This is a genomic window from Streptomyces sp. NPDC048411 (genome assembly GCF_040704695.1).
In the GTDB taxonomy this organism is placed as follows: Bacteria; Actinomycetota; Actinomycetes; order Streptomycetales; family Streptomycetaceae; genus Streptomyces.
In genome coordinates, this window is the sequence record NZ_JBEZKL010000047.1 from 16,744 (window position 1) to 41,228 (window position 24,485).

Annotated in this window: 22 protein-coding genes and 3 pseudogenes; 13 read left to right on the forward strand and 12 right to left on the reverse strand. The window is 71.2% G+C overall.

The window, feature by feature from the left end:
* Positions 1 to 40: 40 nt before the first annotated feature.
* Positions 41 to 2,050 carry a hypothetical protein gene (locus AB0915_RS18520; RefSeq protein WP_366692093.1) on the forward strand — a complete coding sequence of 670 codons (2,010 nt, stop codon included), beginning with the start codon at positions 41 to 43 and terminating at the stop codon, positions 2,048 to 2,050.
* Positions 2,051 to 2,065: 15 nt separating this feature from the next.
* Positions 2,066 to 2,305 (forward strand): annotated as a pseudogene (locus AB0915_RS18525) (SRPBCC family protein); the annotation flags it as partial.
* A gap of 75 nt (positions 2,306 to 2,380) precedes the next feature.
* Here the strand turns inward: AB0915_RS18525 and AB0915_RS18530 are convergent.
* Positions 2,381 to 3,514, reverse strand: coding sequence for a PLP-dependent cysteine synthase family protein (locus tag AB0915_RS18530; protein WP_366692094.1), 1,134 nt, complete (start codon positions 3,512 to 3,514; stop codon positions 2,381 to 2,383).
* A gap of 248 nt (positions 3,515 to 3,762) precedes the next feature.
* On the opposite strand from AB0915_RS18530, the gene AB0915_RS18535 reads away from it, so the two are divergent.
* Positions 3,763 to 4,107 (forward strand): hypothetical protein, encoded by a 345-nt coding sequence (locus AB0915_RS18535; protein WP_366692095.1) that lies wholly within the window; start codon positions 3,763 to 3,765, stop codon positions 4,105 to 4,107.
* 217 nt (positions 4,108 to 4,324) lie between these two features.
* Positions 4,325 to 4,825 carry an ATP-binding protein gene (locus tag AB0915_RS18540; RefSeq protein WP_366692128.1) on the forward strand — a complete coding sequence of 167 codons (501 nt, stop codon included), beginning with the start codon at positions 4,325 to 4,327 and terminating at the stop codon, positions 4,823 to 4,825.
* A gap of 198 nt (positions 4,826 to 5,023) precedes the next feature.
* Here the strand turns inward: AB0915_RS18540 and AB0915_RS18545 are convergent, their stop codons facing one another.
* From AB0915_RS18545 to AB0915_RS18560, 4 genes are all read right to left on the reverse strand, one after another.
* Positions 5,024 to 7,594, reverse strand: coding sequence for an FtsX-like permease family protein (locus AB0915_RS18545; RefSeq protein WP_366692096.1), 2,571 nt, complete (start codon positions 7,592 to 7,594; stop codon positions 5,024 to 5,026).
* Positions 7,591 to 8,367 carry an ABC transporter ATP-binding protein gene (locus AB0915_RS18550; protein WP_366692097.1) on the reverse strand — a complete coding sequence of 259 codons (777 nt, stop codon included), beginning with the start codon at positions 8,365 to 8,367 and terminating at the stop codon, positions 7,591 to 7,593. The genes AB0915_RS18545 and AB0915_RS18550 overlap by 4 nt, the downstream gene beginning before the upstream one ends.
* The gene (locus tag AB0915_RS18555; protein WP_366692098.1) at positions 8,364 to 8,666 is read right to left on the reverse strand and encodes an SHOCT domain-containing protein; all 303 of its coding nucleotides are present in this window, start codon (positions 8,664 to 8,666) and stop codon (positions 8,364 to 8,366) included. The genes AB0915_RS18550 and AB0915_RS18555 overlap by 4 nt, the downstream gene beginning before the upstream one ends.
* A gap of 273 nt (positions 8,667 to 8,939) precedes the next feature.
* Positions 8,940 to 10,184, reverse strand: a complete 1,245-nt coding sequence (locus tag AB0915_RS18560) for an MFS transporter (protein WP_366692099.1) — start codon at positions 10,182 to 10,184, stop codon at positions 8,940 to 8,942.
* 91 nt (positions 10,185 to 10,275) lie between these two features.
* Here AB0915_RS18560 and AB0915_RS18565 point away from each other — a divergent pair.
* The 3 genes and pseudogenes from AB0915_RS18565 to AB0915_RS18575 form a co-directional block, all read left to right on the forward strand.
* Positions 10,276 to 10,582: pseudogene (locus tag AB0915_RS18565) on the forward strand (phosphotriesterase); the annotation flags it as partial.
* A gap of 288 nt (positions 10,583 to 10,870) precedes the next feature.
* A complete protein-coding gene (locus tag AB0915_RS18570; RefSeq protein WP_366692100.1) occupies positions 10,871 to 11,371 on the forward strand; it encodes a hypothetical protein in 501 nt (166 codons plus the stop codon).
* Between the two features lie 319 nt (positions 11,372 to 11,690).
* Complete coding sequence (locus AB0915_RS18575; protein ID WP_366692101.1) at positions 11,691 to 12,104, forward strand: RidA family protein; 414 nt, start codon at positions 11,691 to 11,693, stop codon at positions 12,102 to 12,104.
* Positions 12,105 to 12,128: 24 nt separating this feature from the next.
* On the opposite strand, the gene AB0915_RS18580 is transcribed toward AB0915_RS18575, so the two are convergent.
* Positions 12,129 to 13,343: an ROK family protein gene (locus AB0915_RS18580; protein WP_366692102.1), complete on the reverse strand. Its 1,215-nt coding sequence runs from the start codon at positions 13,341 to 13,343 to the stop codon at positions 12,129 to 12,131.
* Between the two features lie 166 nt (positions 13,344 to 13,509).
* On the opposite strand from AB0915_RS18580, the gene AB0915_RS18585 reads away from it, so the two are divergent.
* Together AB0915_RS18585 and AB0915_RS18590 are read left to right on the forward strand one after the other, a co-directional pair.
* Positions 13,510 to 14,727 (forward strand): MFS transporter, encoded by a 1,218-nt coding sequence (locus AB0915_RS18585; RefSeq protein WP_366692103.1) that lies wholly within the window; start codon positions 13,510 to 13,512, stop codon positions 14,725 to 14,727.
* A gap of 60 nt (positions 14,728 to 14,787) precedes the next feature.
* A pseudogene (locus AB0915_RS18590) lies at positions 14,788 to 15,193 on the forward strand (hypothetical protein); the annotation flags it as partial.
* A gap of 49 nt (positions 15,194 to 15,242) precedes the next feature.
* Here AB0915_RS18590 and AB0915_RS18595 read toward each other — a convergent pair.
* The gene (locus AB0915_RS18595) at positions 15,243 to 15,644 is read right to left on the reverse strand and encodes a MarR family transcriptional regulator (RefSeq protein WP_366692104.1); all 402 of its coding nucleotides are present in this window, start codon (positions 15,642 to 15,644) and stop codon (positions 15,243 to 15,245) included.
* Positions 15,645 to 15,731: 87 nt separating this feature from the next.
* On the opposite strand from AB0915_RS18595, the gene AB0915_RS18600 reads away from it, so the two are divergent.
* Both AB0915_RS18600 and AB0915_RS18605 read left to right on the forward strand, forming a co-directional pair.
* Positions 15,732 to 17,231: an MFS transporter gene (locus AB0915_RS18600; RefSeq protein ID WP_366692105.1), complete on the forward strand. Its 1,500-nt coding sequence runs from the start codon at positions 15,732 to 15,734 to the stop codon at positions 17,229 to 17,231.
* Between the two features lie 103 nt (positions 17,232 to 17,334).
* Positions 17,335 to 17,649 carry a DUF6332 family protein gene (locus AB0915_RS18605; RefSeq protein ID WP_366692106.1) on the forward strand — a complete coding sequence of 105 codons (315 nt, stop codon included), beginning with the start codon at positions 17,335 to 17,337 and terminating at the stop codon, positions 17,647 to 17,649.
* Here AB0915_RS18605 and AB0915_RS18610 read toward each other — a convergent pair.
* The 3 genes from AB0915_RS18610 to AB0915_RS18620 all read right to left on the reverse strand — a co-directional run bounded on the left by AB0915_RS18610 (position 17,610) and on the right by AB0915_RS18620 (position 20,515).
* Positions 17,610 to 18,275: a response regulator transcription factor gene (locus AB0915_RS18610; protein WP_366692107.1), complete on the reverse strand. Its 666-nt coding sequence runs from the start codon at positions 18,273 to 18,275 to the stop codon at positions 17,610 to 17,612. The two genes, AB0915_RS18605 and AB0915_RS18610, sit on opposite strands and share 40 nt — an antisense overlap.
* Positions 18,272 to 19,480: a sensor histidine kinase gene (locus tag AB0915_RS18615; RefSeq protein WP_366692108.1), complete on the reverse strand. Its 1,209-nt coding sequence runs from the start codon at positions 19,478 to 19,480 to the stop codon at positions 18,272 to 18,274. The genes AB0915_RS18610 and AB0915_RS18615 overlap by 4 nt, the downstream gene beginning before the upstream one ends.
* A gap of 291 nt (positions 19,481 to 19,771) precedes the next feature.
* Positions 19,772 to 20,515 carry a TetR/AcrR family transcriptional regulator gene (locus tag AB0915_RS18620; protein ID WP_366692109.1) on the reverse strand — a complete coding sequence of 248 codons (744 nt, stop codon included), beginning with the start codon at positions 20,513 to 20,515 and terminating at the stop codon, positions 19,772 to 19,774.
* A 130-nt stretch (positions 20,516 to 20,645) separates the two neighbouring features.
* Here AB0915_RS18620 and AB0915_RS18625 point away from each other — a divergent pair, with 130 nt between their 5' ends.
* Positions 20,646 to 21,095, forward strand: a complete 450-nt coding sequence (locus AB0915_RS18625; RefSeq protein WP_366692110.1) for a nitroreductase family deazaflavin-dependent oxidoreductase — start codon at positions 20,646 to 20,648, stop codon at positions 21,093 to 21,095.
* Between the two features lie 277 nt (positions 21,096 to 21,372).
* Here AB0915_RS18625 and AB0915_RS18630 read toward each other — a convergent pair whose 3' ends face one another.
* The gene (locus AB0915_RS18630) at positions 21,373 to 22,587 is read right to left on the reverse strand and encodes a geranylgeranyl reductase family protein (RefSeq protein ID WP_366692111.1); all 1,215 of its coding nucleotides are present in this window, start codon (positions 22,585 to 22,587) and stop codon (positions 21,373 to 21,375) included.
* A gap of 184 nt (positions 22,588 to 22,771) precedes the next feature.
* Here AB0915_RS18630 and AB0915_RS18635 point away from each other — a divergent pair, with 184 nt between their 5' ends.
* On the forward strand, positions 22,772 to 24,136 hold the full coding sequence (locus tag AB0915_RS18635) for a dipeptidase (RefSeq protein ID WP_366692112.1): 1,365 nt from the start codon (positions 22,772 to 22,774) through the stop codon (positions 24,134 to 24,136).
* Positions 24,137 to 24,302: 166 nt separating this feature from the next.
* Here AB0915_RS18635 and AB0915_RS18640 read toward each other — a convergent pair whose 3' ends face one another.
* Positions 24,303 to 24,473 (reverse strand): hypothetical protein, encoded by a 171-nt coding sequence (locus tag AB0915_RS18640; protein ID WP_366692113.1) that lies wholly within the window; start codon positions 24,471 to 24,473, stop codon positions 24,303 to 24,305.
* Positions 24,474 to 24,485: the final 12 nt, after the last annotated feature.

Here is a 24,485-nt window from a genome sequence, read left to right on the forward strand (position 1 = left end):
TACGACGGTTATCGCCAACGGCTCAGAAGGCACCGATCCCATGCCGATCCACCCATCCCGGCAGCGCTCCACCCGCGGCAGCGAACGCCCCGGCGTCCAGCAGGCCGAAGCCGCGCTCGTGGAACACTACCCGCGTCTCGTCCGGCTCGCCTACCTCGTTCTGCCGCCGTCGCTCGGCCGGCACCGACGGGTCCTCGCCGCCCATGCGGCCGTCCAGCGCGCCCTGCCCGGCCGGCGCACCGCCATCGCGGGACCTCCCGAACCGCTCCGGACCCGGGTCCCGGCACAGGGGCGGAGCGTACCGTCCCCGAGGAAACCCGCCGCGGCGCACGGCGCCACCTCCGCATACGCCTGGGTGCGGCTGCGGGTGCTGCGTACCGCGCTGGCGTACGAGCGGCGGCCCCGCTGGTGGCCCGCGCGGATCCCGGCACCGGCCTCGCTGCGCCCCGCGCTCCCCTTCGTCCGGGGGCTGCGGCTCTTCCCGCGCGCCGGTGGCGCGGAGGAACTGGCCCTGGGCCGGACACTGTCCACGGTGTCCGCTGCCGTGCGGGCGGCGTTCACGCTGCGGCTGCTGGAGGAACTGACCGACCTCGAGGCGACGGTTCTGCTCGCCCGGGCGGGGGCGAGCGATGCGGCGGGCGCGGTACGTGCGGCCGGACGGCTGGAGTCCGCCGACCGGCCGCGGACCGAATCGCTGCTGCGGTCCGCCGAGTTCGACCCGTGCACGCTCCAGACCCGCCCCAGCGATCTGTTGCGGCGCAGACACCGGCTGCGGGCGGTGGCCTCCGCTGCCGCGCTGTGCGTGATGGCGGGCGGTCTGGTCGTCCTGGCCGCGGAGAACGGTCCGGGCGGCCCCGCGCGGGCCGGATCCGTCGCCGTCGATCCGGCAGCGCTGCTGCGTACGGCTGCCACGGAATGGGCGGACACCTCGCGCGTCGACTTCACCGCGTGGCCGGCCCGCGGCGACCGTACCCAGGAGCGGGATCTGCTCGGCCGGGCGCTGCGTACCTGGGGGCGCACGCCGCGCAGCGTCCACGTCTCCACGTCGCCCGGGACGCTCTCCGTACCGCCCGCCCAGCCGCCCCGGCTGCTGTACGCGGGCGAGGTGGACGGTGCGGCCGTGGTGCTGTTCCACGACGGCGGCGTGCGCGTGGTGCGTTACGCGGAGCCGCTGACCGGAGCCGGGGCGGTCTCGCTCGACTTCGCCCGGACCGATGACGCGGACGTGACGACGGGGGCGGCCGTCGTCATCAGCCGCAGGCGGGACAGGGCCCGGTTCCTGCTCGCCCCGTGGGTCTCGGAGACCACCACGCGCGACCTGCTGGCGCCGAACGCTCCGGCGCGGTCGCTGAAAGTGGGCCGCGACGGTGTCACCGCACCCGTATCGCGCCCCTCGCCGGGCCGCAGTTGTGGCTCCTGGCCGGTGATGCAGCTGCGCTCCTCGGAGCGCATCGCCCACAACCACTCATTCCTCCTCACCGATCTGGGCGATCTCGCTCCGGTCCATCTCACGTACACACCGCTGCCCCGCAAGGGCGCGTCGGCGCGCGGGCCGCGCGAGGCGACGGGTGGTCCGGCCCTGTTGAGCTGGGCACGTACGGTGTGCTCGCTGCGGGTGCTGCGGGGCAGCGGAGTCCGTGCGGTCAACAATTGGGCCTTTGCCCGGCAGCCTCTCCCGGAGGGCGGGACACCGGCGGACTGGGTGTGCACCCGGGCCGACACCTGGCAGGGGCCCGGCCGGGTTCTGGTTCAGTTCCTGCAGCCCGCCGCATCGCTCACCGCGCCTGGTGCGGTGGTGGCCGACCGGCCCGATACGGCGCTGTGCAGCCGGTTCGGGCAGCACGTCCTGGCGGGCACACACTGGAGGGCACCGTCCGGCCGGTGGTACGTGCTGGCGGCCGGCAGCCGGGCCGTCAACCGGATCGAGGTGACGGGCGGCGTGCGCGGGTCGGCGGGCGGTACGACGCTGGCGGTACGGGCACCGCAGGACGCACAGTTGGAGCTGAAGGCCCGGCTGCGCAAGGGCGGGGCGCTGTCCGCGGTGCGCTGAGAGAGGCGGAACGAGGAGCCCGGCGAGCGGTACGCGTACCGGGTCGACGTCACCAACGCACCTGCCCTGCGGTCCCTGTTGGAGGAGTGGCGGCTCACCCCCACGGCAACCGGGACGCGCGTGCAGTGGACCTTCGCCGCCGGCGGGCCCGCGGCGTTCCGGTTCGTCCTGCGACTGGGCCGCCCGGCCCTGGGCCGGGCGTTCCGGGACGCGGTGCGCAATCTCGACAAGCGGCTGGCCGCCGCCTCCGTCTGAGAGCGGGGCGGCCGGGTCACTCCCCCGCGTCGCCGTCGACGGCCTCGCGCATCGGGTCGGGATGACGGCCGGGCTTCAGCAGGGCCAGTTGCCGGTGGCCAGGAAGTGTCGGATCGTCGCGGCGTACGGGGCGATGTCCAGGCCCTGTTCGGCGAGCCAGTTGTCGGAGTAGTACTTGTCGAGATAACGGTCTCCGGGGTCGCAGAGCAGTGTGACGATGCTGCCGGTGCGGCCCTGGTCCAGCATTTCGGCGACGAGTTTGAACGCGCTCCACAGTCCGGTGCCGGTGGAGCCGCCTGCCTTGCGGCCGATGGCCTGCTCCAGCGCGCGCACAGCGGCGATGCTGGCCGCGTCCGGCACCTTCATCATCCGGTCGATGGCGCCGGGCAGGAAGCTGGGTTCCATCCGGGGCCGGCCGATCCCTTCGATGCGTGAACCGCAGTCGCTGGTGGCGAGGGCGTTGTGGTCGGTCCAGCCGTCGAAGAAACAGGAGTTCTCCGGGTCGGGCACACAGATCCCGGTGTCGTACTGCATGTAGTGCACATAGCGGGCGATGGTCGCCGAGGTGCCGCCCGTCCCTGCGGTGGCGACGATCCAGGTGGGCTCCGGATAGCGCTCCAGCCGCAACTGCTGATAGATCGACTCGGCGATGTTGTTGTTGCCGCGCCAGTCGGTGGCCCGCTCGGCGTAGGTGAACTGGTCCATGTAGTGGCCCCCGGAGTCGGCGGCGAGCCTGGCGGACTCCTCGTACAGCTTCTGGGCGTCGTCGACGAAGTGGCACCGACCGCCGTGGAATTCGATCAGCCGGCACTTCTCGGAGCTGGTGGTGCGGGGCATCACCGCGATGAACGGCACCCCGATCAGCTTCGCGAAGTACGCCTCCGAGACGGCCGTCGAACCGCTGGACGCCTCGATCACCGGCCTGCCCGGCCGGATCCAGCCGTTGCAGAGCCCGTAGAGGAAGAGCGAGCGGGCCAGCCGGTGCTTGAGGCTGCCCGTGGGGTGCGTCGACTCGTCCTTCAGGTAGAGATCGATCCCCCAGGCCTCGGGCAGCGGGAAGCGCAGCAGATGCGTGTCGGCGGAGCGGTTGGCGTCGGCCTGGACCTTGCGGACGGCCTCCTTCAGCCAGTCCCTGTAGTCATGGTCGGTGCGGTCGATGTCGACGGTCGCCGCGACTTCGCCGTCGGGCCTGCGCTCACTGGTGTTCATCAGCACGCTCCTGCTCGTCGTGACCGGACTTGCGGGCCACCGGCCCCCGGACTCCGCATCCCACGATAGGCCCCCCACCTGCACAAACTTTGACTTTGGGGATCCATAGCACTGCCTTGGTGCCGGGGAGCGGGACGGCTGGCACACCGTGGCGCATGCGCGACATGCCGCTTCGCTGCGACCTGGTGCGCCCGTGACCGTGCGGGCAGACTGACCGTCAGAAGCACGACGAAGGGGGCGAACCAGCCATGAAGGAAACGGAGTTCAGCGCGACGGGGGTACGGATCGAGCGGTGGGCCCGGTCGCTCACCAGGGCCGGTCAAGTGATCGTCAAGGACGGCCGGGTGGCGCTGCTGACCAGTTACGGGCGGGAGATCGACAGCGCCCCGGCGGCGGCGGTGCGTGCGCGCAGGCCATGGTTCGCCGGAGTCGACTCGACGGTGGCGCGGGTCAACGGGACGTGGTATCGGCTGACCATGGGGCAGCGCGACCGTGGACCGGCCCGTGCGGGGCCGTCGCGCCGCTTCCTGGAGGCGCTGCGCAGCGCGGGCGGCCGGCCGGGACGCGGAGCGGGGCCGGCCGGGCGGGGCTGACGGTGCGCCACGACCGGGTCACTGCGAGTTGCGGAGCCCTGACCCCTGAGTGACATTGGAGTCGCGTCACTCATGGTTTACCGGCGGTGACACTGTGATCCAGCCCGCCGGACCAGGAACGGCAGACGGCCACCCGCCGACTCCGTTCCGTCGTCTTCTTCCGGACCTATTTCGGGGAGTCGCAGCCGTGATCAGCGAGCCAAGCAGGCACTGCACGGTGGAGCTCCAGGCCCTGCCGTCGCGGATCGGTCAGGTCCGCAGAATCATCTCGGCGCAATTGCGCTACTGGCATCTCGACCCTCTGATCGACCAGGCAGCGCTCGGCGTCACGGAGCTTCTGACCAATGTCCACCGGCATGCACAGCCGGACAAGACGTGCACCGTCGAGATAGAGCTGCTGCTCGAACGTCTGACGGTCTCCGTCCACGACCACGACCCGCGACTGCCGACCATACGCGCGGCCGACGCCTCCAGCACCTCGGGGCGCGGACTCGCGATGATCGCCGCGGTCAGCGAGAGCTGGGGATTCCGGCCATGGGGCCGGGCCGGGAAGGTCGTCTGGTTCACGCTGTCGGCTCCTGCTCCGGCGGTGGCTCCGCCGCCGAACTCGCTGTACGGGGCGACGACCGACGGCCCGTTCGGCGCCGTGACCACCACGTCCCCCAGGAGGCCGTGGCGCACACCGACGCCCGGTCCGCCGTGGTCGGTCAGGGCCTGATCCGAAAGACAGGCCCTGAACACAGACAGTGAGGAGCGGGGCGCTCGCGGGCGCCCCGCTCCTCGTGCCCCTCCCGGCAAGCTGTGCCCCGTCGCGCCGCCCAGCACGCCCGCTGATCCGGCCGCCTTGCGATCACACGCATCGGACGACGCTTTTCATGGGGCAAACACTGCCGGTCACGGCACTCACTGTCTGTGTTCAGTCGGCGGCGATGGCGCGGAGCACGTCCAGGCGCGCCGCACGCCGAGCCGGTCGCCAGCCGGCCAGGACCCCGGCAGTGATCCCCACCAGGGCGACCACCAGCAGCCGTGTGGGCGGCAGCGCGAAGGCGAACGGGGTGTCGCCCGCGCCTTCGGAAGCCTTCACGAGCACCCAGCCGAGGAAGCCGCCGAGCAACAGACCGCCTGCTGTTCCGAACGCGGCGACCAGGACGGATTCCCAGCGGACCATGGTCCGCAGCTGACTCCTGGTCTGTCCGACGGCCCGCAACAGGCCCAGTTCCCTGGCGCGTTCATGGATGGCCAGGGTGAGGGTGTTGGCGATGCCGAGCAGGGCGATCAGTACGGCGAGTGCCAGCAGCGCGTAGACGAGCGTGAGCATCATGTCGATGGGGGCGGCCGAGGACCGCGCGTACTCTCCGCGGGTCTGTACGTCCGGACTGCCGTACGCCGCGGCGGTCTTCTGGACTGCCGCCTTTCCGCCGGCGGTCGACACCCCGTCCCTGAACGACACAGCGATGAGCCTGTCGGAGTCCTGCGCGCGGTGCGGCGCCCAGGCCTGCCGGGTGATGACGTAGGTGCCCGCCAGTTCCGACCGTTCGTAGACCGCGCGGACCGTGAAGGTCTGCTGCTTGCCGTCGGCGAAGGTGAGCCGGGCAGTGGAGCCGGTGTGCAGACCGCGCTCGGCTGCCTCCGCTTCGGACACGGCGATGCCGTTCGCGCCCAGTGCGTTCATCGATCCGCGGACCGGGCCGAGGTCGAAGACCCTGGCGAGCGCGGCAGGGTCGGTGACGGTCAGGGCACGTCCCGCACCGTCGACCTCCGCAACGCCCTTGCCGAGGCCGACCGCGGTGGACACTTCGGGCAACCGGCCGACGGCGGGCGCGAGCGCGGGGCTGAGACCGCTGCCGCCGGCGCCGAACGCGGGTGCGCTGATGGCGACATCACCGGCGAAGGAGCGGTCCACGGTCTGGTTCATGGTGGCCTTCAGCGAGGCGCCGAAGACGGTGAAGAGCGAGACGACCGCGACGCCGATCATCAGCGCGGTCGCGGTGGCGGCGGTCCGCTTGGGGCTGCGCAGCGCGTTGCGCCTGGCCAGTGCGCCGGTGACACCGCGCAGCCGGTCGAGTGGAGCGCCAAGGATCCGTACGGCGTATGTGGACGCGGCCGGGCCGAGCACCACGAAGGCGGCGAGCGCCAGGACCGCCCCGGCGGCCGACGGCCAGACGGACGGATGGGCAAGGACGCCGGTCAGGATGGCGCCGACCGCCGCGAGCAGCAACGTGACACCGGTGACGGAGCGGGTCCGGGAGGCCGCCGAGCCGTCGACGGCGGTCTCGCGCAGGGCCGCGAGCGGTGCGGTGCGTCCCGCGCGGACGGCGGGCAGGAGGGCCGAGCCGAGACAGACGAGTACGCCGACGGCAAGCGGAAGCAGCAGCGAGATCCCGCTGATCACCAGCGCGCCGTCGGGGAACGGGAAGCCGACGGCGGGGAAGAGCGCCTGCAGTCCGGCGGCGACCCCGATGCCCCCTGCCAGTCCGGCGACGGAGGCGAGCACGCCGACCGCGGTTGCCTCGCCGAGGGTCGAGCCGAGGATCTGACGGCGGGACGCGCCGAGGGCGCGCAGCAGGGCGTTCTCCCGGGTGCGCTGCGCGACGACGATCGCGAACGTGTTGTGGATGGAGAAGGTGGCGACCAGCAGGACTATCCCGGAGAACACCAGCAGCAGCGTGGTGAACAGGCTGAGGAACGCACCGGAGATCATGCTCTGGTTCTCGGCGGCGGAGGCCTGCCCGGTGATGGCCTGTGTGTCGGCGGGCAGCACGGGAGTCAGCGCGTCCACGAGTTCCTGCTGACTGGTGCCGGGGGCGGCGCGCACCTGGATGCTCGACGCCTCGCCGGGCTTCGGGGTCAGGTACTTCTCGGCGTCGGCCTGCGTCATCCCGGTGAAGGTGACCTGGCCCATGCCGTCCTCACCGCCGAAGGTGGCCAGGCCGACGACGGTGACGCGGACGGGGTCGGGAGTGCGCAGTACGGTCGTGTCGCCGATCTTCAGCCCTCCCCTGGCGGCGGTACCCCGGTTGATGACGACCTCGCCGGACCGGGACGGGGCCCGCCCCTCGGCGAGCTTGTAAGGGTTGAGCTCCGGGTCCTGGATCCAGTTGCCGGCGACGGTGGGCGGGCCCTGGCCGCCGATGGGCTTGCCGTCGGCACCGATCAGCTGCCCGGCGCCCTGGATGTCGGGAGCCGCGGCGGCGACGCCCCGCGTCTGCGCGATCCTCTTCAGGAGGGTGGTGCTCACCGGCTGCCGGGTGCCTTGCCCTTCACCGGGCACGGTCACCACATTCGTACTGCGGACGACCGCGTCCGTACCGGCGGCGGCGTTCGCGAACATCGTGTCGAAGCCGGCGCGCAGGGTGTCCCCCATGACGAGCGTGCCCGCGAGGAAGGCGACGCCGAGCAGAACGGCGGTGAACATGCCTGCGAAACGACGCTTGTGGGCGCGGAGCGAGGAGACGCTGAGGCGCACGGAGGCGCGAGCGCCGGTCATGGCAATACCGCCGTGGCGCCCGGCGCCGGGTCGAAGGCCTTGAGCCGGTCGAACACGCGCTCCGCGGTGGGGTCCAGCAGGCGGTCGACGAGGCGCCCGTCGGCGAGAAAGACGACCTCGTCCGCGTGGGCTGCGGCGACCGGGTCATGGGTGACCATGACGACCGTACGGGAGGTCCGGCGAACGGTGCGGCCGAGGAGCCGCAGCACCTCCTGTCCGGCCCGGGAGTCGAGGTTGCCCGTCGGTTCGTCGGCGAAGACGACGTCGGGGTTGCCCGCGAAGGCGCGGGCCACGGCGACCCGCTGCTGCTGGCCGCCGGAGAGTTCGCTGGGCCGGTGGTGCAGCCGGTCCCGCAATCCCACGGTGTCGATGAGCGCGTCGATCCACTCCCGGTCGCCGCGCTCCCCCGCGAGGTCGATGGGGAGGGTGATGTTCTCGGCGACGGTGAGGGTCGGGATGAGGTTGAAGGCCTGGAAGACGAAGCCGATGCGCTGTCGGCGCAGCAGGGTGAGACTGCGGTCGTCGAGCGCGCTGAGGTCCGTGTCGCCGATGAGGGCGGAACCGGAGGTGAGTGTGTCAAGTCCGGCGGCGCAGTGCATCAGGGTGGATTTTCCGGAGCCGGAGGGACCCATGATCGCGGTGAAGCGGCCGGCCGGGAAGTCGACGCTCACCCTGTCCAGGGCCGTGACCTCGGTGTCGCCCGTACCGTAGACCTTCACGGCGTCGACGACGCGGGCGGCGGTGGCGGCCCCGGTGCGGATGGTCGTGGTCATGCCGCACCTCGCCGGCCGGTGAGGCCGAACTGCTCGTCCAGGACGGAGAGCCGGCGCCAGTACTCGTCCTCGTCGATCTCGCCCGCGGCGAAGCGGCGGCCGAGCAGAGTGATGGGCGACTGTTCACCGAAGGCGGCGGGGCCGCTGTGCGCGGCGCGGGGGCCCCAGGGGCCGCGTCGGCCGCCTCGCCCCACGGTACGGCGCAGCACGGTGACGACGGTGACGGCGATTGCTGCCCAGACCAGTGGGAAGAGGAAAATCCACGGCCCGGGTCCACCGGAGTAGGCCAGGGTGTTCATCTCGGTCAGCTCCCTCGGTTCGGAGTTCTCGGTCGGCGTTCTGCCGACGCATCCGAGCCTGGCCCCGGGAACGGGTCCGAGTCGTCGTACGGCCAGCGGCAGTGCACGTACCCCCGCGGGAGTACGTGGCGGTCCGGCGGCTGCTCCCATTGCGCGGACGAACGGCCTTGCCGATCCCCTCGGATACGCCCGCTTCGTGGACGGCTTCACCATCGACCGGGTCGAACCGCACGTTCTGTACGAGCGCCGGCCCGGTCGTCCTCGACGCCCGGTCTATGACCCGGCCCGACGCAGACCCCGCAGTGATGTCGAGGCCAAACCGGTGACTCCGGCCACGCAGCCGAGGACAGCGCACAGCACGATCGCACTCCTGGCACCGGCCGCGTTCGCGAGCCAGCCCAGCACGTTGTTCGCCACCACCAGCGCCAAGCTCTGCACGAGCGTCAGCAGCGACTGGACCCGGGACACGTGCGTGTCCGGGGCACCGGCCAGGACCAGCGGGCCCATGTGACACGCGAACATGCCCGACCCCGCACCGACGACCACGGCCGCGGCAATGGCTGCGGCAGGCGCTGGAGCCATTGCGAGTCCGGCAAGTCCCACCGCGGCGAGCGCCAGGCCCAAGCTCGTGCCCATGCCGATCCGGCGCATAGGACCCAGGCGGGCAGCCAGCAGCGCGGCCAGGAGTATTCCGACGCCCTGCCCTGCGGCGACCAGGCCCGCCGATCCCGGCCCCCAGCCGTTGGAACGGGCCAGCAGCGGGCTGAGCAGGGCAACCGCCGGCAGCAGCCCCGCCGCAGCCGCTGCCGTCAGCAGCAGCGCGGGTCGAAGGACGGGATCCGTCGCCGCGAGCTTCACCCCGCCGACGATCCCCGCAAGCAGGCTCTCCGCGCGAGGGGACCGCTCCGCCTCGGCCGTCGGGCGCACCCACACCATGACGGCCAGGACGGCAGCGAACGTGCCCGCGTCGACCAGGGCCGTCCCGCTCAGGCCCGCCATCGCCACCAGCACCGCCCCCAGCGGGGCCCCGAACAGGGAGGCCACCTGGCCGCCGGCCTGCCGAAGGGCCATCGCCCGGGGCAGTTGTTCCGTGCTCACCAGGCGGCGCGGCATGGATCCCGTCGCGGGGAGATAGAACGCATCGACCGTCCCGACCACAGCGGCGAACCCGAGCAGCATCCATGGCGGCGTCCCCCAGGTCCGGGCCGCCACGGCCAGGGCGAGTACAGCTGCGAGCATCGCCACATCGCCGGTGACCATCACGCGGCGGGCGCCGAAGCGGTCACCTACTGCACCGCCCAGCAACAGGAGCACGGTCCGCGGCAGCGTGATCGCGGTCAGCACCAGCGCGGCCATCTGACCGCCGTGGGCACTGGCCGCCCAGCCGAGAGCAAAGTAGAGGGCTGCGTCACCGACCAGAGAGGCTCGGGTCCCCGCGAGCCAGAACAGATACGACCGAGGGAGAGCTGACCGGGAGGGAGAGGAGACAACGGATTCCGTGGTGCCCAGTGATGCCATGGCCGCTGACCATAGGGCCCTCCAGTTGGTCGAGGGCTAGTGACGGACCATCAGCAACTGCCGGGCGGCGCAAGCGGCGTGCCACTCGGGGGAGTTGCTCGACAGGATCCGGGACGACCTCGCCGACCTGTTCGTCAGGGAGCTGACGCAGGGGATCGGCACCACAGATGCGCGGGCCGGCCCGATCAAGGTCGCGGGCGCTTCCACGGCATCGACACCCACGCCCGCCTCACCATGAAGGCGGCCGCCGAGGCGCACCACCGTACGGGCGCGCCGGTCGCCGTCCACCAGGAACTGGGCACCGGCGCACTCGACGTGCTGGACCTGCTGCGAGGGGATTCGGGAGTGTCACCGCTCGGGTGATCCTCGGCCATCTCGGCCGGTCACCGGACTCCATCCTGACCGGGAATCCGGCATGGGCCTTCATGTTCGGCCCAGCAGCGAACTGATGCCCGGCCAGGGGGTTCCGGGAGCTCACCCGGTCCGAGGGAAGGTCGCGTCGCCGATGGGTATTCAGTGCCGCCCATTCACCAGCCTTGATGCACCGGATGGCGTCCACTTCGGCATTCCATTTCCACCTTTATGAGGGATAAGGTGCGCCTTTTCTGCTGGGCATGATCCTCAGGCATCGGAGCAATTCGCCCACCAGGGCAGCGCTCCGCCGACCGCAGAAAGAGAGTGACGTCTTGAGGAGCACTGGACGCCTGTCCGCCCGCGCCGCAGTGGCAGTGTTTGCATCCCTCCTGCTCGCCGCAGGCACAGCAGAGGCCGCCCCGGCGAAGTACGCGCGGCATGCCGATGCTGCCGCCCAGCTCAAGAAGGCGGGCATCCCGTCGACCTCCAGTGGCGGCTGTTCCGACTGGAACCGGAATTCGTGCACGTCCTTCACCAACATCAACAAGGCGACGATCTCGGGAGTCATCGCCTTCAAGAAGGCCAGCAACTGCACGGTGGTCATCACCGGCGGCACCGAGAAGGGCCACGCCTCCGGCACCTACAGCCACCGCAACGGCTACAAGGTCGACGTCTCCACCCAGTACCCCTGCGTCGATACCTACATCACCCGGACGTTCAAGAAGGCGGGAAAGCGCGGCGACGGCGCAGCCCAGTACAAGTCCCCCGCCGGCAACGTCTACGCACGGGAGGGGAGCCACTGGGACGTCACCTACTACAACAGCAAGGCGTGACACACGCCCCGCCGCGGAGCTCCATCCCCAGCCCCCAACCTCAAGTGCTGTGAGATCGAACCTCCTTGCTGACAACTGGCCCGTCCCCCGCATCCACCGGGGGGCGGGCCGCTCACCGTGGCGCAGTTCGCAGTGACGGGGCGCAGTCCGAGACAGCGCACGTCCGGGCCGGCAGGCCGGTGCTTCGGGTCTGCGCCGCTGTCATCGTGGCCGCCACCGCTCTCAACGTCCGTGCGCGGGACGTGTACCGCGTGGGCCGCCTCTGATCCCGACACATATGCGCTGGTGCCAACGCTCCCCTGCGGGTGAGGATGCCACCATGGACAACACGCATCTCACACACATCACGGACCCGGAGGGCGTCACGCCGGGAGTCGGGTACACCCACGTCGTCACCGGCTCCGGCCGGCTCGTCGCCGTCTCCGGGCAGGTGGCTCTCGACGCGAACGGCGACGTCGTGGGAGCGGGTGATGCCGCTGCGCAGGCACGGCAGGTGTTCGAGAACCTGCGTCGTTGCCTGGCGGCCGCCGGTGCGTCCTTCGACGACATCGTCAAACTCACCTATTACGTGACCGACATCGCCCATCTGCCCGCCGTCCGCACAGCACGTGACGCGTACATCGCCCCCGAACGCCTGCCCGCAAGCTCCGCCGTCCAGGTCGCTGCGCTGTTCCGCCCCGAACTGCTGCTGGAGATCGAGGCCTTCGCTCTCGTCCCGGAGGCAACGCGGTAGCGGCGCCGGACCTCACCCGCCGGTTCAGGCAAGTGCGGCCAGCGGATCGTCGAGGACGGGCTGCCAAGCCAGTTCCGCCGCGCCCACGAGGCTGTTGTGGTCGAGAGTGCAGGGCAGGATCGGCACGCTGCCGCTGCGCCCCCAGAGGCTGCGGTCGGCGACCACCGCGCGCAGTCGCTCCGGGTCCGCGTCGAGCAGTGCACGGTGCAGCCCGCCGAGGATGATGCGGTCCGGGTTGAGGATGTTGACCAGCCCGGCCAGGCCGAGGCCGAGCCGGTCGATGAGTTCCTCGGCCGCGTTCCGTACCGCCGCGTCCTCGTACTCCGTACGCAGCAGGTCGCTCGCCTGCTTGAGCAGGGATTCCTCGGGGCCCGGTTCCCGGCGGGCGGCGGTCAGGAAGGCGAGCGGATCGGTTTCGACGTCGAGGCAGCCGCGCCCGCCGCAGTGGCAGGGACGCCCTTCCGGGTTCACGGTGAGATGGCCGACCTCCAGGGCCAGACCCGAACTGCCTGCGTGCAGACGGCCGTCGAGGACAAGGGCACCGCCGACGCCACGGTGACCCGTCGCCACGCAGAGCAGGTGCTGGGCCCCGCGGCCGGCGCCGTGCCGGTGTTCGGCGAGCGCGGCGAGGTTGACATCGTTGCCGGTGAACGCGGGGCCGGGGATGCCCGCTTCCCGTACACACGTGGCGAAGATCTCGCGGACCGGGGCGCCTGCCGGCCAGGCGATGTGCAGCGGGTTGAGCGCGGTGCCCTCCGGCTCGGCAACGGCGGAGGGGACGGCGAGTCCCGCGCCGACGCAGCGTAGTCCGCTGTCGCGCAGCAACTGGGCACATGCGTCGACGACTTCGCCCACGACCTGCGCCGGGTCCGATGTGACCGTGACACAGCCGGGGGCGGTGGCGACGAGCCGCCCGCCGAGCCCGACCAGCGCGGCGCGGAACCCGTCGGCATGCACCTGCGCGGCGACGGCGACCGGACCGGACTCCCGGACGGCCAGCCGGTGCGAGGGGCGGCCCTGTGAGCCGGCTGCGGAACCGGGGCTGGAGTCGACGCGGATGAGGCCGAGCGCCGCCAGCTCCGCGGCGACCGCGCCGGCGGTCGCACGGGTGACGCCGAGCTCGGAGGTGAGCACGGCGCGGGTGGGCGCGCGTCCGGTGTGGACCAGCTCCAGCGCGGGTCCGAGCGCGCTCCGGCCCCTCTCCAACTTCGTCCGGGTGGTGGTCGCCTTGCCGTTCATGGGGCCGAGTCTCCCACGATCCGGAGCCGCTGCCGACGCACTGGCGGCGGACTTCTGCCGGTTTCCGGTCACGGAGACCGACCTGCACCACCGGGCCGGATGCCGCTGAATGCTCCGGCAGGAGACCGTCTTGCGTCTGTTGTCCGTGGGCCCCTATGCTGAGTTTGTGCCGCAACTAAACAAACTGCGGACGGCCCTACCGGGGGGACCCTGCGGAGACACCGCCCCACCCACGTCGGCCCGCCTCCGTACCGCACTGACCGTGTTCTTCGCCCTCGACGGTTTCCTCTTCGCCGGCTGGGTGGTCCGCATCCCGGCCATCAAGCACCAGACGGGCGCCTCCGCCTCCGCCCTCGGCCTCGCACTGCTCGGCGTCTCCGCCGGGGCGGTCATCACCATGATGCTCGCCGGCGGGCTCTGCCGACGGTTCGGCAGCCACCACGTGACCGTGGTCTGCGGAGTGCTCCTCTCACTCGCCATCGCCCTGCCCGCGCAGACGCATTCGGCGCTCGCGCTCGGTTCGGCGCTGCTGGTCTTCGGTGCGGCGTACGGTGCGATGAACGTGGCGCTGAACAGCGCCGCGGTGGATCTCGTCGCCAGTCTGCGGCGCCCCGTGATGCCGAGCTTCCACGCCGCGTTCAGCCTCGGCGGCATGCTCGGCGCCGGCCTCGGCGGAATGGTCGCCGGCGGGCTCTCCCCCGCCACCCATCTCTGCGTCCTCACCGGGGTCGGACTGCTCGTCACCGCCGCCGCCGGACCGACTCTGCTGCGGCACCGGGCGCCCCGAACCGTATCCGTGGCCGAGCTCAGCGAGCAGCCGCGCCGGATGACCGGGCGCGCCCGCAACGCGGTGCTGCTGTTCGGTGTGATCGCGCTCTGCACCGCGTACGGGGAAGGCGCACTGGCCGACTGGAGCGCGCTCCACCTGGAACAGGACCTGCACGCCCGCCCGGGCATCGCCGCCGCCGGATACTCCCTGTTCGCCCTGGCCATGACCGCGGGCCGGCTCACCGGCACCGCGCTGCTGGAACGACTCGGGCAGACCCGCACGCTCGTCACAGGCGGCGCCACCGGTGCGGCCGGCATGCTCCTCGGCTCGCTCGCCCCGACCACCTGGCTCGCCCTGCTCGGCTTCGCCGTCGCCGGTCTCGGGCTGGCCAACATCTTTCCCGTCGCCGTCGGCCGGGCCGGCGAGCTGGCCGGTCCGAGCGGAGTGGCCGTCGCGTCGACGATCGGCTACGGCGGGATGCTGCTGGGGCCGCCCGCGATCGGGTTCCTGGCCGACTGGCTCTCGCTGCCCGTCGCTCTGACGACGGTGGCGGTGCTGGCGGCCGCGGCGTCCGTGCTGGGCCATGCGGCTCGCCATGCGGTGACCCGCACCTGATCGACGTACGCACGTCTCACGTACTGATGCCCGATTGAGCAGGTGTACTCAGGCGGGTCCCGTTCGCACAAGACGACGATTCACCGGGCGGACGCCGAGTCCGCGCCGCGGTCCCCTGTCACCGGTGGCGGCCGGTCTTGCGCTGGACGGGATCGACGAGCTGCTGCGCGGGTTCCACGCCCGCCCGAAGAGGCGGGTGCGCACCGATGTCTCGCGTACGCTGCGGGTGCACGCCACGGACACGGACGCCGCGTGGACCGTGCGACTCTCGGCTGAGCCGCCGCAGGCCGTCCGCACCACGGGGGCAGGATCCGAAGAGGAGTGTGCGGACTGCGAGTTGAGCGGAACGGCCGAGGAGCTCTATCTCACGCTCTGGAACCGGCGGCCGCTCACGGCGGTCACGGTATCCGGCGACCGGGGGCTCGCACGCCTGTGGCGGGAAACCTCGGGGATCACCTGGTCCTGACCGGCGTACCGGCAGGTGCGGACCACCTCCGCCGTGGTCCGCACCCCACTCAGCCGGTCGCGCCGTTCAGCATCCGGGCGAGCACCGAACGCTGCAACGGCTTCACCTCGGCATGGCGCGCCCGACCCTTGGCCGTCAGCTCGACCCGGACGCCGCGGCGGTCCTCGCTGCACATCCCGCGGCAGACGAGATCGTCCTTCTCCAGCCGCGCGACCAGGCGCGAGAGTGCACTCTGGCTGAGATGGACCCGGGACGCCAGCTCCTGTACGCGAAAGGCGGCGCCGCCGTCCTCCGACGCACCCTCCGCGAGGACGTCGAGCACCTCGAAGTCACTGGCGCCGAGGCCGTACCGATGCAGCTCGCGATCGAGTTCGCACAACGTCCTGGCGTGCAGCGCAAGGATGTCCCGCCATTCGTCGACGAGCACGTGCTCGGGCTTGTTCGCGGCCATGTCCGCACGTTAGCAGAGAAGAGGCCAATTGTTGCATCGGAATTAAATGCACTTGCATTCAATGCATACGCATGTACTCTCCTCATCATGACCACTCCGCTCAACGTCCCTGATTCCCATGAGCGTTGGAGCCCGCGGCTGTGGGGCACCCTGCTCGTGCTCTGCGCCGCGATGTTCCTGGACGCGCTCGACGTCTCCATGGTCGGCGTCGCTCTGCCGTCCATCGCCGACGATCTCGGTCTGACCACCTCGACCCTGCAGTGGGTCGTCAGCGGCTACATCCTCGGCTACGGCGGACTGCTGCTCCTCGGTGGACGTGCGGCCGACCTCCTCGGCAGGCGCCAGGTCTTCCTGATCGCCCTTGGCGTCTTCGCCCTCGCCTCGCTGCTCGGCGGGTTCGTCGACTCCGGACCACTCCTGATCACCAGCCGCTTCATCAAGGGTCTGAGCGCCGCATTCACCGCACCGGCCGGGCTCTCCATCATCACCACGACGTTCAAGGAGGGGCCGCAGCGCAACCGCGCCCTGTCCATCTACACCACCTGCGCGGCCACCGGCTTCTCCATGGGCCTGGTGCTGTCGGGACTCCTCACCCAGCTGTCCTGGCGCTGGACCATGCTGCTGCCCGCCCCCATCGCACTGCTCGCCCTGGTCGCGGGCCTGAAGCTGATCCCGCACAGCGACCGTGAGAACACCCGCCGCGGGTACGACCTCCCGGGCGCCGTCACCGGCACGGCCTCCATGCTCCTGGTGGTATTCACCGTCGTGCAGGCCCCTGAGGCCGGCTGGGCGTCCGCCCGCACGCTGCTTTCGTTCCTCGCCGTCGCCGTCCTGCTCTCCGTCTTCGTCACCATCGAACGGCGTACCGCGAACCCGCTGATCCGGCTCGGCGTGCTCCGGTCCGGCAGCCAGGTCAGGGCCCAGCTCGGCGCCGCAGCGTTCTTCGGCAGCTATGTCGGCTTCCAATTCCTGGTCACCCAGTACATGCAGTCGCTCCTCGGCTGGTCCGCGCTGGAGACCGCGCTGGCCTTCCTGCCCGCCGGTGTGCTGGTCGCACTGTCGTCGACGAAGATCGGCGCTGTGGTGGACCGGTTCGGGACGCCGCGCGTGATCGCCGCCGGCTTCACCTTCCTCGTCGTCGGCTACGCACTCTTCCTGCGGATCACCCTCACTCCGTCGTACGCGGCGGTCATCCTGCCGTCCATGCTGCTGCTCGGGGCGGCGTGCGCGCTGACCTTCCCGTCGCTCAACATCCAGGCCACCAACGGAGTGGACGACGAGGAGCAGGGCATGGTCTCCGGTCTGCTGAACACCTCGATCCAGGTCGGCGGGGCAGTCCTCCTGGCCGTCGTCACCGCGGTGATCACGGCGCATGGCAGCGGCGACGGCTCCCCGCAGGCGGTTCTCGACAGCTACCGTCCCGGCCTGCTGGTGGTGACGGTGATCGCGTTCATCGGACTGCTGATCACCTTGACCGGCCTGCGCCGCGGCCGGCCCGCTCAGCACACCGTGCTGGTCGCGTCGTCCGCCGGCGACCGGGCGGCCGCGGAGGCGGCGGCCGCCGAGAAGGTGGCGGTCCGGGGCTGACCGGCCGGTCCACTGCCCCGATGACCAACCGGCGCGGGGGAAAGGGGCGGTGGGCGGCGAGGCATCCTTGCCCGCAGCCCACCGCCCCTGTGACACTTCGGACATGGGACGACGAAGTCAGGAAGACCGGGACGCGATGACCATCGAGATCGTCTTCGCCCTGGTCAGCGGCGCTGTTCTGGCCGTGGCCGCGTTCATCGCCGTCGCCGCGCCCACCGTCTTCCTGGATCTGCCGCGCACGGCGGAGCGAGTGGTGCTCCTGAGCGGGGCCGTCGTCTCGGCCGTCGTCTTCGTCGCCCGCCTCGTCGATGTGTTGTGGGGATTCCCCCGCCGGGGGCGCGGTCGCCCGATGGGAGCTCTCCGCCCGCAGGCTCCGTCTCAGCCGAGCCAGCCGGGACGCACGAGGCCCGACTCATAGGCGAGTACGACCAGTTGGGCCCGATCGCGTGCGCCCAGCTTCACCATGGCACGGCTGACATGGGTCTTGGCGGTGAGCGGGCTGACGACCAGCCGGCGGGCGATCTCCTCGTTGGACAGACCGATGCCGACCAGTGCCATCACTTCCCTTTCCCGTTCGGTCAGTTCGCCCAGGCCGACGTCAGCCGCGGGCTCCTTGGAACGGGCCGCGAACTCGGCGATCAGGCGGCGCGTCACCCCGGGCGAGAGCAGGGCGTCACCGGCCACCACGGCCCGTACCGCCCGCAGAAGTTCCTCCGGTTCGGTGTCCTTGACCAGAAAACCGGAGGCGCCGGACCGGATCGCCTCGAAGACGTACTCGTCGAGCTCGAAGGTGGTGAGCATGACCACCTTGACGTCGTTCAGCTCGGGGTCGCCGGTGATGGTGCGGGTCGCGACGAGACCGTCGAGATGCGGCATGCGAATGTCCATCAGCACGGTATCCGGGCGCAGTTCGCGCACCAGACGCACGGCTTCCGCCCCGTTGGCGGCCTCCCCCGCCACCTCGATGTCCGGCTGGGCGTCCAGCAGAGCTCGGAATCCTGCGCGGACCAGCAGCTGGTCATCGGCGAGCAGTACGCGGATCACGCTCTCTCCTCCGTTGTGTGCTGCACAGTGTCCATGGCCGACGCGGAGTCCACGCTCGATGCCGAGTACAGGGGAAGCTCGGCCCGCACCCGGAAGCCGCCGTCGGCCCGGGGTCCCGCCTCGATCGTGCCGCCCAGCGCGGCGGCCCGCTCCCGCATGCCGGCCAGCCCGTTGCCACTGCCGCCCGCCTCGCTGCCGGTGACGGGGCCGTCGTCGTCGATACGGAGCCGTACGCGGCCGGTCCCGTAACCGATCCGGACCCGTGCGGTCCGCGAGCCCGAATGCCGGACCACGTTCGTCAACGCCTCCTGCACTATCCGGAAGGCGGCCAGATCCGTACCGGGCGGGACGACGCCGCGTACGCCCTCGGTCTCCACCGTGACGGACAGTCCGGCGCTCGCCGCCTGGTCGACCAGCTCGGGCAGCCGGTCGAGCCCGGGGGCCGGGGCCCTGGGGGCGTCTCCAGGAGTACGGAGCGTGTCGAGGACCTGACGGACCTCGCCGAGCGCCTCCTTGCTGGCCGCCTTGATCGTGGTGAGGGCGCTGCGGGCCAGTTCCGGGTCGGAGTCGAGGAGCGCGAGTCCGACGCCTGCCTGGACATTGATGACGGAGATGCTGTGGGCGAGCACGTCATGGAGCTCCCGGGCCATCCGGAGCCGCTCCTCGTCGGCCCGTCGCTTCTCGGCGGCCTCCCGTTGGGCACGCTGGGCGGCCCACTGCTCGCGGCGTACGCGTACGAACTCCGCTGCCGCGACGATCGCCACCACCCAGGCAGCGACGCCCAGTTCCTGCCCCCAGGGCGCAGCCGAGTCGCCGCTCGGCGGCAGCCACCGGTAGAGCCAGTGCGCCATCAGCAGGTGGCCCAGCCACACCATTCCCACGGCCGTCCAGGCCGCCCGCCGGTGCCCCGCGACAACCGCGCTGAAGCAGCCGACGGCGACCGCCAGGAAAACCGGGCCGTACGGATACCCGGCGCCCAGATAGACCATGGCCGCGGCCGCACTGACGAAGACCACCAGGACGGGGTGGCGGTGGCGCAGCAGCAGTACGGCGACGGCGATGAAGAGCAGCACCCGGGCGAAGAGGTCCAACGGGGCGCGCTCACCGAGCTGACCGCGCGCGGCGACGGACGTGCCGATCATGACAATCGCACCGAGGAGGACGGTGGATGGCCAGGGCAGCCGGGCAGCGGACCGCTCGCGCATCCCCGTCAGCCAGCGCGGCGGCCCGTCGTGTCCCCAGAGGCCCCAAGCCCCCCGGGGGCCCACGGGGGCAGCGTGCGCCCAGGGCCGCCGCCGCGGCGGTCCGCCTTGCTCCCAGGGGGGACCGCCGCTTCCGTGTGAGCGCTGCTCTTCCATACCGGCAACGCTAGACCGCGGGCGTCGACGGCGGCGTCAGCTGGGCGTGGTGATCACACGTACTCCCTGTGGAGTACCCCGGTCGGCGCAGGCGAGATATCCGGCCGGGCCGATAGGCGGACATGTGGCCGGGCAGGCTCAGGCACCGGCGCTGCTGGTGGCCGGGCGGTCGGCCCGGTCGTCGAGCAGTCCGACGTTACGGGCCAGGTCGGCGACCGCCTGCCGGAAGAAGGCCTCCCGGGCTTCGACGATCCGGGTGAACTGGCCGAAGATCTCGAAGGAGATCAGTCCCATGAGCTGCGACCACGCGGCCACGAGAGGGGCGACGACCGCCGGAGGGAGATCGGGTGCCAGGTCGGCGGCCATCCGCTCGGCCTCGGGCCGCAGTTCGGCGGTGAGAGGCGGCACAGCGAGGCCGTCCGTGCGGTGGGCGTCTTCAACGATCCCGATGAAGACGAGGCCGACGCGGGAGGCGGGGCCGACGGTCGTCTGGGGTGCCGTGTACCCGGGCACGGGCGAGCCGTAGATCAGGGCGTACTCATGGGGGTGGACGAGGGCCCACTCGCGTACGGCGCAGGCGACCGCGATCCAGCGGGCGAGATGTGCGGCGGGTACGGGTGGGACGTCGCACGAGGCCCGGTGAGCGGTCTCGGCGGCCTCGCCCACGGCGTCGTACGCATCGACGATGAGGGCCGTGAGCAGGTCGTCGCGGCTGGGGAAGTACCGGTACAGCGCGGACGAGACCATGCCCAGCTCACGTGCGACGGCGCGCAGCGAGAGTTTCGCGGCGCCGTCGGCTGCGAGCTGCTTTCTCGCCTCGTCCTTGATGGCTGCGGTGACTTCGATACGGGCCCGTTCCCTGGCTCCTCTGATGGTGCTCATGGAGCTCAGTCTGCCACGGATTGGAGCACCGACCAATAAGGAGAGCAGTGCTCTTGCTTTTGAGCACCAACCTCGTGCACACTGATCTCAAGCGAGAGCAGTGCTCACACTTTCCAATGAGGAGAATCTCATGTCCGTGCATGTGCAGAAGCCCGGCTGGTTCACGGTCAACGTCTTCAACCGCACCGTCGCCTGGATCACCCGGCGCGGCATCAGCGTCTGGGGATCGAGAGTCCTGGCCGTCCGCGGCCGCAAGAGCGGCGAGTGGCGGCGCACCCCGGTCAACCTCCTGACCGTGGACGGGCAGCAGTATCTCGTCGCGCCGCGTGGCCATGTCCAGTGGACGCACAACATGCGGGCTGCCGGCAGCGGTGAGCTCCATCTCGGCAAGAAGACCGACGTCTTCACCGCCGCCGAGATCGCCGACGACGAGAAGCCGGAACTGCTGCGTGCCTACCTCAAGCGCTGGAAGGCGGAGGTAGGGGTCTTCTTCGCCGGCGTCGGCCCGGATTCGTCCGTCGAGGAGCTGCGCCGCATCGCCCCCGACCACCCCGTCTTCCGGATCACGATCACATCCTGACCCGGACCGGCACAGCACTGCCTGTGCCCCTGCCGGGCAGGGGTCGACGGCTCCAACAGATCACCCGTCGCAGGCGTCACGGCCGGGCCTGTGCAGGCCACCGGGGGGACGACGGGTTCGCCCCCGGCGGGCACAGCACTGTCTGTCGACGCATCAACCGACGCATGGGACGGCGAGGCCCAAACCACCCGCTACGACGGGACCGCCACCGCCCATCGGCCCGGACTCCGGCCCACCGGCGTCTTGGTCCGGCCGGCAGGGTGCGCCGAGGCGCGGCCTAACGGTCCATCGCCGACAGGGCCCGCTGCGCCAGCGGGTGGGTACGGACCAGCTCGGCCAGCGAGGTCGTCCCGCGGGTGATCCCGGCGAACGCCTTCCAGGCAGGGCGGAATCCGGTCAGCACTGCGTGCAGAATTCCCGGGCGGCGCTCGAACAGCTTCAGCATGCGCCGACCGACACCCATCTCGACACCCAGCCCGGCCTTGATGGCAAAGGCGTAGTTGAGCGCCTGGCGGCGGGCGTCCACCGCGTCGTGCGATTCCGCGATCCGGACCGCCCACTCACCGGCGAGCCGCCCGGAGCGCAGTGCGAACGAGATGCCTTCGCGGGTCCACGGCTCCAGCAGCCCCGCCGCGTCGCCACAGACGAGCACCCGCCCGCGCGACAGCGGGGAGTCGTCGCTGCGGCAGCGGGTGAGATGACCGGAGGAGATCTTCGGCTCGAACCCGGCGAGGCCGAGCCGGGCGATGAAGTCCTCCAGATACCGCTTGGTCCCTGCGCCGTCACCACGCGCCGAAATCACACCGACGGTCAGGGTGTCGCCCTTCGGGAAGACCCACCCGTAACTGCCGGGCATCGGACCCCAGTCGATCAGCACCCGCCCGGCCCAGTCCTCCGCGACGGTGGCGGGGACCGGAATCTCCGACTCCAGGCCCAGGTCCACCTGGTCGAGCTTGACCCCGACATGGGCACCTATGCGTCCCGCGCTGCCGTCCGCGCCGACGACCGCACGCGCCAGGACGGTCTCGCCGCCGGCGAGCACCACGGCGACCGTGCGCCGGTCCGGCACCGAGGCGCCGTGCTGCTCGACCCGGCTCACCGACGCTCCGGTGCGGAGTTCGGCGCCCGCCTTCTGCGCCTCCTCGACCAGACCCGCGTCGAACTCGGGCCGGTTGATGAGCCCGAAGAGCATCCGCTTGGAACGGCGGGTCCGCGCCAGCCTGCCGTTGAGCGAGAACGTCACCGCGTGGATCCTGTCCTGCAACGGCAGTTCGAATCCGGGCGGCAGCGCATCGCGGGAGTACCCGATGATGCCGCCGCCACAGGTCTTGTAGCGGGGCAGTTCCGCCTTCTCCAGCAGCAACACCCGCCGCCCGGCGACCGCCGCCGCATATGCCGCGGAGGCTCCGGCCGGTCCGGCGCCGACCACGACGACATCCCACACGGACGACTCTTCAATCTCACGTCCGGCGTCTGCGTTCTCGCTGCTCACGATGTGCTTCTGCTCCCGATCCCGACCAGTGGCCCAAGCTGCTCACGGCATCCTACGGCGCCTTGCGACCGGTCCCCGCTGTGGGAGGATCGACCGTACGTTCGCCCTGCATGCGGCGCCGCACACACGGCGTTCATGCAGACGGATTCGTACACATAACGTCGCACCCACGAGGAGCGTGCCCATGACCGCCCATCCGATTTCCGAGACCATTGCCTCACTGATGCCCCGTGCCAAGGCGGAGCTGACCGAGCTGGTGGCCTTCCAGTCGGTGGCGGATCCCGCGCAGTTCCCGAAGAGCGAGTGCGAGGCGGCCGCAGCCTGGGTCGCCGACGCGCTGCGCGCCGAGGACTTCCAGGACGTCGCCCTGCTCGACACCCCCGACGGCACCCAGTCGGTCTACGGCTTCCTGCCCGGCCCGGCCGGTGCCCCGACCGTGCTGCTCTACGCGCACTACGACGTGCAGCCGCCGCTCGACGAGTCGGCCTGGATCTCCCCGCCGTTCGAGCTGACGGAGCGCGAGGGCCGCTGGTTCGGCCGCGGCGCGGCCGACTGCAAGGGCGGCTTCATCATGCATCTCCTCGCCCTGCGGGCTCTCAAGGCGAACGGCGGCGTCCCGGTCTCCGTCAAGGTGATTGTCGAGGGTTCGGAGGAGCAGGGCACCGGCGGTCTGGAGCGGTACGCCGAGGCACACCCCGAGCTGCTGGCCGCCGACACCATCGTCATCGGCGACACCGGCAACTTCCGGGTCGGTCTGCCGACGGTCACCGCGACACTGCGCGGCATGACGATGCTGCGGGTCACCCTCGACACCCTTGAAGGGAACCTGCACTCCGGGCAGTTCGGCGGCGCCGCCCCCGACGCGCTGGCCGCAATGATCCAGCTGCTGGGGTCGCTGCGCGCCGAGGACGGCACCACGACCGTCGACGGACTCACCACGGACGCCGAGTGGGACGGGCTGCAGTACCCGGAGCCCGACTTCCGCAGGGACGCGAAGGTCCTCGACGGCGTGGCGCTGATCGGCACGGGAACCGTCGCCGACCGCATCTGGGCCCGGCCCGCCGTCACCGTCATCGGGATCGACTGCCCGCCGGTGGTCGGCGCGACGCCGTCGCTGCAGGCGAGCGCGCGGGCGCAGATCAGCCTGCGAGTGCCGCCGGGCCAGGACGCGGCCGAGGCAACGACGCTGCTGACCGCCCATTTGAAGGCGCACGCCCCGTGGGGGGCGAGGGTCTCGGTGGAGCAGGTCGGTCAGGGCCAGGCGTTCCGCGCGGACACCTCCAGCCCGGCGTACACGTCGATGGCGCAGGCCATGGAGGCCGCTTACCCCGGCGAGAAGATGCAGACGTCCGGGATGGGCGGCTCGATCCCGCTCTGCAACACCCTCGCCGCGCTCTACCCGGAGGCGGAGATCCTGCTGATCGGCCTCAGCGAGCCGGAGGCGCAGATCCACGCGGTGAACGAGAGCGTGTCGCCCGAGGAGCTGGAGCGGCTGTCGGTCGCCGAGGCGCTGTTCCTGCAGAACTACGCGGAGTCCAAGAGCTCCTGACCTCGCATCATCTGTTCCGGGGCGGGATGCACCTCTCGTACGTGGGAGGTGCATCCATGTCCTTCGTCAAGGCTGTGCCGTCGGGAGATCCGTGCCGGTCGCGCGGGCGACGCCACGACCGGCGCGGGTCCCTCGTGTTCTCATAGCCCCAGTGCCCCCTGGCGGATTACGCGGGGTCGGGCTCCGGGCTCATGGAACGAACCTCCAGGCGCCACAGCGAGTAGCCCCAGCCGGTCGTCCGCTTGATGCCCTGCATCCGTACGTACCGGGCGGTCACCGGAGCGAAGGTGAGCTCGTCCACGCGGGCGCCGGCCGGCTTGCCCCGAACCGAGGCCACCGCCCACCTCGG

Excerpts from the sequence above, each read along its gene's own strand:
- AB0915_RS18520 (WP_366692093.1), top strand. The coding sequence starts at position 41 with ATGCCGATCCACCCATCCCGGCAGCGCTCCACCCGCGGCAGCGAACGC.
- AB0915_RS18530 (WP_366692094.1), bottom strand. The coding sequence starts at position 3,514 with ATGAACACCAGTGAGCGCAGGCCCGACGGCGAAGTCGCGGCGACCGTC.
- AB0915_RS18535 (WP_366692095.1), top strand. The coding sequence starts at position 3,763 with ATGAAGGAAACGGAGTTCAGCGCGACGGGGGTACGGATCGAGCGGTGG.
- AB0915_RS18545 (WP_366692096.1), bottom strand. The coding sequence starts at position 7,594 with ATGACCGGCGCTCGCGCCTCCGTGCGCCTCAGCGTCTCCTCGCTCCGC.
- AB0915_RS18550 (WP_366692097.1), bottom strand. The coding sequence starts at position 8,367 with ATGACCACGACCATCCGCACCGGGGCCGCCACCGCCGCCCGCGTCGTC.
- AB0915_RS18555 (WP_366692098.1), bottom strand. The coding sequence starts at position 8,666 with ATGAACACCCTGGCCTACTCCGGTGGACCCGGGCCGTGGATTTTCCTC.
- AB0915_RS18560 (WP_366692099.1), bottom strand. The coding sequence starts at position 10,184 with ATGGCATCACTGGGCACCACGGAATCCGTTGTCTCCTCTCCCTCCCGG.
- AB0915_RS18575 (WP_366692101.1), top strand. The coding sequence starts at position 11,691 with ATGGACAACACGCATCTCACACACATCACGGACCCGGAGGGCGTCACG.
- AB0915_RS18580 (WP_366692102.1), bottom strand. The coding sequence starts at position 13,343 with ATGAACGGCAAGGCGACCACCACCCGGACGAAGTTGGAGAGGGGCCGG.
- AB0915_RS18595 (WP_366692104.1), bottom strand. The coding sequence starts at position 15,644 with ATGGCCGCGAACAAGCCCGAGCACGTGCTCGTCGACGAATGGCGGGAC.
- AB0915_RS18600 (WP_366692105.1), top strand. The coding sequence starts at position 15,732 with ATGACCACTCCGCTCAACGTCCCTGATTCCCATGAGCGTTGGAGCCCG.
- AB0915_RS18605 (WP_366692106.1), top strand. The coding sequence starts at position 17,335 with ATGGGACGACGAAGTCAGGAAGACCGGGACGCGATGACCATCGAGATC.
- AB0915_RS18615 (WP_366692108.1), bottom strand. The coding sequence starts at position 19,480 with ATGCGCGAGCGGTCCGCTGCCCGGCTGCCCTGGCCATCCACCGTCCTC.
- AB0915_RS18620 (WP_366692109.1), bottom strand. The coding sequence starts at position 20,515 with ATGAGCACCATCAGAGGAGCCAGGGAACGGGCCCGTATCGAAGTCACC.
- AB0915_RS18625 (WP_366692110.1), top strand. The coding sequence starts at position 20,646 with ATGTCCGTGCATGTGCAGAAGCCCGGCTGGTTCACGGTCAACGTCTTC.
- AB0915_RS18635 (WP_366692112.1), top strand. The coding sequence starts at position 22,772 with ATGACCGCCCATCCGATTTCCGAGACCATTGCCTCACTGATGCCCCGT.